The 6,439-nt window shown below is 61.0% G+C and carries 8 protein-coding genes; 3 read left to right on the forward strand and 5 right to left on the reverse strand.

The window, feature by feature from the left end; genetic code table 11:
- Window positions 1-124 precede the first annotated feature (124 nt).
- Complete coding sequence (locus B5V00_RS16515; RefSeq protein ID WP_085011911.1) at window positions 125-673, forward strand: YaeQ family protein; 549 nt, start codon at window positions 125-127, stop codon at window positions 671-673.
- Window positions 674-696: 23 nt separating this feature from the next.
- Here B5V00_RS16515 and B5V00_RS16520 read toward each other — a convergent pair whose 3' ends face one another.
- The gene (locus B5V00_RS16520) at window positions 697-1,302 is read right to left on the reverse strand and encodes a nitroreductase family protein (protein WP_085011912.1); all 606 of its coding nucleotides are present in this window, start codon (window positions 1,300-1,302) and stop codon (window positions 697-699) included.
- A gap of 146 nt (window positions 1,303-1,448) precedes the next feature.
- Window positions 1,449-2,378, reverse strand: a complete 930-nt coding sequence (locus B5V00_RS16525) for a patatin-like phospholipase family protein (protein WP_085011913.1) — start codon at window positions 2,376-2,378, stop codon at window positions 1,449-1,451.
- A 130-nt stretch (window positions 2,379-2,508) separates the two neighbouring features.
- Here B5V00_RS16525 and B5V00_RS16530 point away from each other — a divergent pair, with 130 nt between their 5' ends.
- Window positions 2,509-3,315 carry a Rossmann-like domain-containing protein gene (locus tag B5V00_RS16530; protein ID WP_085011914.1) on the forward strand — a complete coding sequence of 269 codons (807 nt, stop codon included), beginning with the start codon at window positions 2,509-2,511 and terminating at the stop codon, window positions 3,313-3,315.
- A 113-nt stretch (window positions 3,316-3,428) separates the two neighbouring features.
- On the opposite strand, the gene B5V00_RS16535 is transcribed toward B5V00_RS16530, so the two are convergent.
- The 3 genes from B5V00_RS16535 to B5V00_RS16545 all read right to left on the reverse strand — a co-directional run bounded on the left by B5V00_RS16535 (window position 3,429) and on the right by B5V00_RS16545 (window position 5,562).
- Complete coding sequence (locus B5V00_RS16535; RefSeq protein ID WP_085011915.1) at window positions 3,429-4,349, reverse strand: zinc metalloprotease HtpX; 921 nt, start codon at window positions 4,347-4,349, stop codon at window positions 3,429-3,431.
- 11 nt (window positions 4,350-4,360) lie between these two features.
- Window positions 4,361-4,852, reverse strand: a complete 492-nt coding sequence (locus B5V00_RS16540; RefSeq protein WP_085011916.1) for an Hsp20/alpha crystallin family protein — start codon at window positions 4,850-4,852, stop codon at window positions 4,361-4,363.
- Between the two features lie 275 nt (window positions 4,853-5,127).
- Window positions 5,128-5,562, reverse strand: coding sequence for a CBS domain-containing protein (locus B5V00_RS16545; RefSeq protein WP_085011917.1), 435 nt, complete (start codon window positions 5,560-5,562; stop codon window positions 5,128-5,130).
- 288 nt (window positions 5,563-5,850) lie between these two features.
- Here B5V00_RS16545 and B5V00_RS16550 point away from each other — a divergent pair, with 288 nt between their 5' ends.
- Entirely contained in the window at window positions 5,851-6,270 is a 420-nt protein-coding gene (locus B5V00_RS16550; protein ID WP_085011918.1) for an SseB family protein, read from the forward strand.
- Window positions 6,271-6,439 lie beyond the last annotated feature (169 nt).

Raw genomic sequence — 6,439 nt, forward strand, 5'->3', positions numbered from 1 at the left:
TGGGTGCGCTTCAGATTTTTGAAAATCTCATTCAGACCAAGCACTTGCACTCTCCATCCAACAGGAACTCACAGATTCAGGAGTGTCTCCGCGCAAGTGAGACACTGATGAAAAAGGAGTCCCGATGGCCCTGACCGCCACCATCTTTAAAGCATCCCTCTCCCTCTCCGACATGGACCGCAACCATTACGCCGAGTACCCGCTGACCCTGGCGCGGCATCCTTCCGAAACCGACGAACGGATGATGGTGCGGCTGCTGGCTTTTGCTCTTCATGCCGATGAGCGGCTTGAATTCACCCGGGGGTTGTGCGTCGATGATGAGCCGGCCCTGTGGATGAAAAGCCTGACCGGGGAGATCGAACTGTGGATCGAGGTCGGCCTGCCGGACGAGCGGCGGCTGCGCAAGGCCTGCGGGCGGGCGGACAAGGTTGTCCTCTACTGCTACGGCGGCCGCGCCGTCGATCTCTGGTGGCAGCGCAACCAGGCCGCCCTGCAGCGTTGCGTCAACCTGGCGGTGATCGAGCTGCCTGTCGAGTCGACACAGGCGCTGGCCGCCCTGGCCGCGCGCGGGATGCAATTTCAGGTCAGTATCCAGGACGGCGGAGTCTGGCTGAGCAGCGCGTCAGAGACGCTCGCCATCTCCCCGCGGCTGCGCAAACAGGCTGCGACCTGAAAGGCTGCCCCCCCCGGGTTCAGTTAAAAGGAATTCTCCACCACCAGCTCTTCGAGGGGCAGTTGGCCGGGTTTCGGCCAGGAATCCCTGACCTTTTTACCGATAGCGATCATCGGTCCCATAACGTGATCGGCAGGCAGGTTGATCAGTTCAGCCACCTTTTCGATGTCGAAGCCGATCATCGGGCAACTGTCGTACCCCATCGCTTTGGCGGCCAGCATGATGGTCTGCATGGCGATGCCGATGGAACGCTGGGCCTCGTCGCGCTGCAGCCATTCGCGCCCTTCGTGGAAGGGGCCCATCCAGTTGACCAGCAGTTCGCAGACCTCCGGCGGGGCATTCTGCCAGTAACGCCGGGGATCCTTCTTCCAGGCCAGCAGGTCGGCGGTCATGATGATCAGCAACGAGGCATCGGTGATCTGCGCCTGGTCGTTGCCGTATTCGTCGCGGATTTTCCGTCGCAGGGCCGGATCGCGCACCAGGACAAAGCGCCAGTGCTGGATGTTGAAGCTGGTCGGTGCCTGGATCGCGGCCTGCAGCAGTTTGAGTTCTTCTTCGCGGGGGATGCGGTGGGTCGGGTCGAAATGTTTGATGGCGCGGCGCTGATAGATGGCGTCAAAGGTATCCATGGCGGTCTCCTTGAACAGGGATGCCGGGGCTCGCGGGCAGTGGGTCCCGGTGTTAACAGGCTGTTTAAACAGTATAGTCCCTGATTCGCAGATGTCTTCCCGCAGTCGGAGACCGACCCGGGACCGGGCGATCTCCGACCGCGGGGTCAGCTCGACTTTCGCAGATGGGGCAGCGCGATCCGCGGTATCCAGCTTTTTCCGCGGGCTTTCTGGATCTCCTGGCGGATGAAGTCTATCTGCCGCTCCACCTCCTGCTCGCCGCGCACGATCGCCTCCCCGGCCTGCGAAAAATCAGCCCAGTGTTCGACGCCGTTTTTCGGGCAGAGGACGATGTTGGCCCGCCGGAGTTGTTCGCGGGTGAGGGCGTTGCGGACCAGGGCGTCGGCGCGGGAGATGACGTCGATGGCGTTGCGCGGCGTGCTGAAGGGTCGCGGCGCACCGCCGGCGTCGATGGCGATGACAAAGTCGGCGCCGAGTTGGCGGGCGGCCTTGATGGGGATGGTTTCAGCCCAGCCGCCGTCGACCAGCTGTCGACCGTCCAGTGCAACCGGTTCGAGAACTCCCGGCATGGCGCAGGAGGCCGCGACGGCCTGCCGCAGGGGGCCCTGATCAAGCACCTCCGGCCTGCCGCTGACCAGGTCGAGAGCGACGGCGGCAAAGGGGACGCGGGTCTGCTCGATGCGGATATCGTCGAGCAGGAAGGCGTAACTGCTTTCGGCGGTTTCGGTTTTGACCAGCGCCGTCTGGGTGACCATCAGGGCGTTGAATACGCCACGGCGCGCCAGCTTGGCCACTTCAAACAGGATGCCTTCACCGTGGGAATCGAGTTCCCGGAAGAAATCGAACCCCGCCTTGGAGAACTCCTCGCTTTCAAGGTAGGAGGCGAAACGTTCCTTCAGAGCCTTGGCATCGGGGTTCGAGGCGTACATGCCGCCGATGATCGCCCCCATGCTGGTACCGGTGATGATGTCGATGGCGATGCCGTGCCTGACCAGTCCGGCGATGACGCCGATGTGGGAAAAGGCACGGGCTGCTCCTCCCCCGAGGGCCAGTCCGACCTTGAATTTTTTTGTCATTTGAGCAGTACTCCGGAAAAGGGTGAGGGGCGGGGTATAATACCCGGAAGATGTTGAGTCTGACACATGGCCTGACGATTGTAAACGCGAGTTCGCTGCTCAACCTGAAACAGTGACGGGAGGTGCGCTCATGAGCATCATGACAGAAATCCGGGATATGGCCCTGTCGCTGGCCGTGGACCATCCCATTCCGAAGATTGCCGGCATTGTTCTGCCCCCTTTTCAGCCCGGAGAGCAGGAATGTGAAGACTGCCGGTTCATGGCAATGGCGCTGGAGGGCGGGGCGGCCGGCCTGAGCTACCTGCTGCTGCCCGACGACAGCGCGGACGACTACCGGAGGTTGTCCCCGCAGGCCTTTGTCGGCGCCCGCCCCGAGCGGTACGCGGAGGACTTCGGCGGCAGCGACCCGGTGCGGAACATGCTGGGGCTGGCCGCCATCAATGCCATCTGCCAGCAGGTGATGCGGTTGACCGACGGCGTCCCCGAAACGGCCGCTGATTCCATCGGGCTGATGGAAATCAGGGATCACGACCGGGTCGGGATGGTCGGGTTCTTTCCGCCGCTGTTCAAGTACCTGCACGGCAGCGGTGCCGAACTGGTCATTGTTGAAAAAAATCCCCAACTGGTCGACCGTTACCCGAACCTGCCCGTCACCCTGGACATCACGCAACTGAAATCCTGTACCAAGATCCTCTGCACCAGCACCACCGTTCTCAACGGCACCCTTGACGAGGTTCTCGCCCAGTGCCGCTCGGCCGAGCACATCTCGGTGCTGGGACCGACCGCCGGCTACTTTCCCGATCCCCTGTTCGCGCGCGGGGTGGATGTCCTCGGCGGCCGCTATGTCGATGACGGCTTTCTCCTGTTGAAACTGATCGCTGAAGGTAAACGCTGGGGCGGGGCGACCCGCAAGCTCTGTTTTCAGAAACCTCGCTGATAAACCCGAATCAGTGAGTTCCTCGTCGACGGACAGCACAAATCATTGATCTGCCTGAGCTCCCCAAAAATCTCATTCAGACCAGGCGCTTGCACTCTCCACTCAACAGGAACTCACCGATTCAGGATAAAGATCCCGGTACATGCCGGGTGGCTGTGGTCAACATATTCCGGGCCGTGCAACTCCTGCAGCCGACGGACCCGTTCGCTGGTCGGCGGGTGGCTGCGCAGCAGGGGATGCTCCGGCAGGCGCGCGCCGGGAATCAACAGCCGACGCCAGCTGAACTGCTGCAGCTGCTCGGTCTTGAGCAGGGCGCGGGCGAGACCGTCCGGATCACCGGTAAGGGTTGCTGCGGACAGGTCGGCTTCATATTCCCGTACCCTGGAAAGTCCGAGCTGGGCCAGGGAACTGGCGGTCGGGGCCAGAAGCAGGATCAGGACCGCGCTCCAGTTGAGGTGCAGATCGCTGACCAGCAGCAGCGGCAGGTTGACCAGCAGCAGAACCTGGCCGATCGTAGAGAGAACGCCGGTCAACTGGCCGGCCGCCATCGCCAGGCTCATGACGCGGATATCGTTGTTGCGGATGTGGCTGATTTCGTGGGCCAGGACGCCGGTCAACTCACGTTGGTCAAGGCATCGCAGCAACCCCTCGGTGACCACGATAACGGCCTGCTCGCGGCTGCCGACGGCAAAGGCGTTGCCGAGACCGCCGGGCATCAGGTAGAGATCGGGAATCCGCGGCAGTTCGGCCCGCCGGGCCAGCTCCTCGATCTGACGGTAAAGAACCGGTGCCGCGGCAAAAGCCAGGGGGCGGGCGCGGGTCAGGCGCAGGATCAGTTGCGGCGAGGCGGTCGGGGCGAAGACGACCCACAGCCCGCCGAGGATCAGCAGCCAGAAGACGCCGGCGGCGCCCCACAGCAGCCAACCGAGCAATGCCAGGTAGCCGCCGATGAAGAGCAGCAGGAGCAGGGTCTGCAGGCGGTTGATGAAGGTGTTGCGCAACCAGTTGTGCTGATCGATGGTGACCGGTGTCATGATCTTCTCCTTCAGGACGACTTGACGGGGATCCGTTTGCCGGGAGTTCCCTTGCGGCGCGGCAGTTCAATTTGCAGCACGCCCCGCCGGTAACTGGCCGTTGCCGCGTCGGGGTCGACATCGGTCGGCAGGGGAATGGCTCGTTCAAAACGTCCGTAGGCACATTCACGAATATGGAACCGGCCGGCCGTCTGTTCGTTCTGGTAGTGCTTTTCGCCACTTACGACCAGCATGTTGCCCTCGACCCGCAGATTGATTTCATCAGGGTCGAGTCCCGGGGCCTCAAGCCGGACCTGAATCTGTTTGGGACCTTCGGATACTTCGGCAGCCAGCAACCCCCAGCCCGTACCGTTGGTCGGTGATCCCTCTGATTCTTCCTTGTGTCCAAGGGGCAGGTAACGGGTCATGGCGCCGGAAGCGCGCTGAAAGAGATGCTGCCAGCCTTCGCTCAGGGAATCCCATGCGCGACTCATTCCTTCACGAAGTTCATGCCAGGTTGTCATGGTGGTTACCTCCTTTCCCGTATCGGTTGTCATGAACCCGGAGCCGAGGGCGTCCGGGGAAGCGGACTCGCCGTCGCAACAGGATGCACCGAAGCAGGTAACAAACTCCGTACCAATAACAGCTGACGTGATTTCAGGTGGTTGTATTGATTTGCGACAGTTGCGACGTTGCTTTCCTGTCGCAACTGTTGAGGTTGCTGCAAGCTAAGGGGAGGGGGGGGATTCACAGGTGGGCGCTGCCGGAAGGCTCCTGTGAATCCCTTTGGACCAGGAAATCAACCGGCCTTGATATAATTCTCCAGCTGGTTGATGATAAATTCTTTTTCAGCGATCGAAGCCTTGACCAGGTCACCGATGGAAATCAGGCCGACCAGCTGGTCGCCGTCGAAGACCGGCAGGTGCCGGCAGCGTTTTTCCGTGATCAGCGCCATGCATTCCTCGACCGTATGCTCCGGGCGGGCGTAGCAGACCGCTTCGGTCATGATCTCCCGAACCGGGGTTTTGGGTGAGGAGAGGCCCTTGAGAATCACCTTGCGGGCATAGTCGCGCTCGGAGAGCATGCCGACCAGGCGGTCGTCTTTCATCACCATCAACGCGCCGACATTTTCGCGGGCCAGCACTTCCAGGGCCTCGAAAACGGTGGCATCGGCATCGATGCTGAAAATCTGGCCTCCCTTGCTGCGCAGGATGTCGCGGACCGTTCTGCTCATGGCATGCTCCTTTCTTCGGGGGATTCTTCAGGCTTACTGACTCAGAATATGATTCAAGCGTATCGAAGCCTCGGGGCTTGTCAATCTCCTGCATCCGTGGGTTCATGGCAGATGAAGAGAGCAAGGTCCTGATCTGAATGCGATTTTCAAAAAGCCGAGGTCTCCCCGGAGGTTCGCCGGCAATGAATTTACGGCTTCAGGATCTGGCACGACAAGCGGGGCGTGATCTGTTATGGTGGTCCTCATCGCGCATCGCAAGCGCGTTCAACCCCTTCAAAGGTGATTCCCATGACCGAGATTGACAAGGCCCTTGAAACTCTGCGTGCCAACCCTGAAGACCACAAGGCCCAATCGGGCTTCTATGACCTGTTCCTGAACTCCGGGTTCTTTGTCCCGACCGTAACCGAAACCTTTATCAATGGCGCGGGAGAGAATGAAGAAGCCAGCGTCCCGCTGCTGGTTGAATCCGATGGAACCGACTTCCTGGTCTTTTTTGATCAGCAGCAGCGTCTCGACGCCTGGGCCGAGCAGGAGGCGCCCAGTATCCAGGTGCCGGGACACATGCTGGCCGAGATGTCGACCGAGAAGATCCACTGGGTGATGAACATGGGAACCGATTTTACCAAGGAGTTCGTTCCGGAAGAGATTGCCTGGCTCAAGGATGTGGTGACCCGCTGCAAGGCCGAGGACGAAGCGGCCGCCGAATAGTGCTGCTGCGCTTCGCAGTCTCTCGTTGCCATGGCCTAAATACAATCCAGGTCACTTTTCCCCCCGACAGCTTCAGGGTGCTGGATTTTTTATCAAATCAAGGCGCAGCCCAATGAGCGCGGAGGCGTAGCGGCAGCTACGTCGCACAAGCGAAGCGGGTCTGCAACGC

The sequence above is a fragment of the Geothermobacter hydrogeniphilus genome (assembly GCF_002093115.1).
Lineage (GTDB): Bacteria > Desulfobacterota > Desulfuromonadia > Desulfuromonadales > Geothermobacteraceae > Geothermobacter_A > Geothermobacter_A hydrogeniphilus.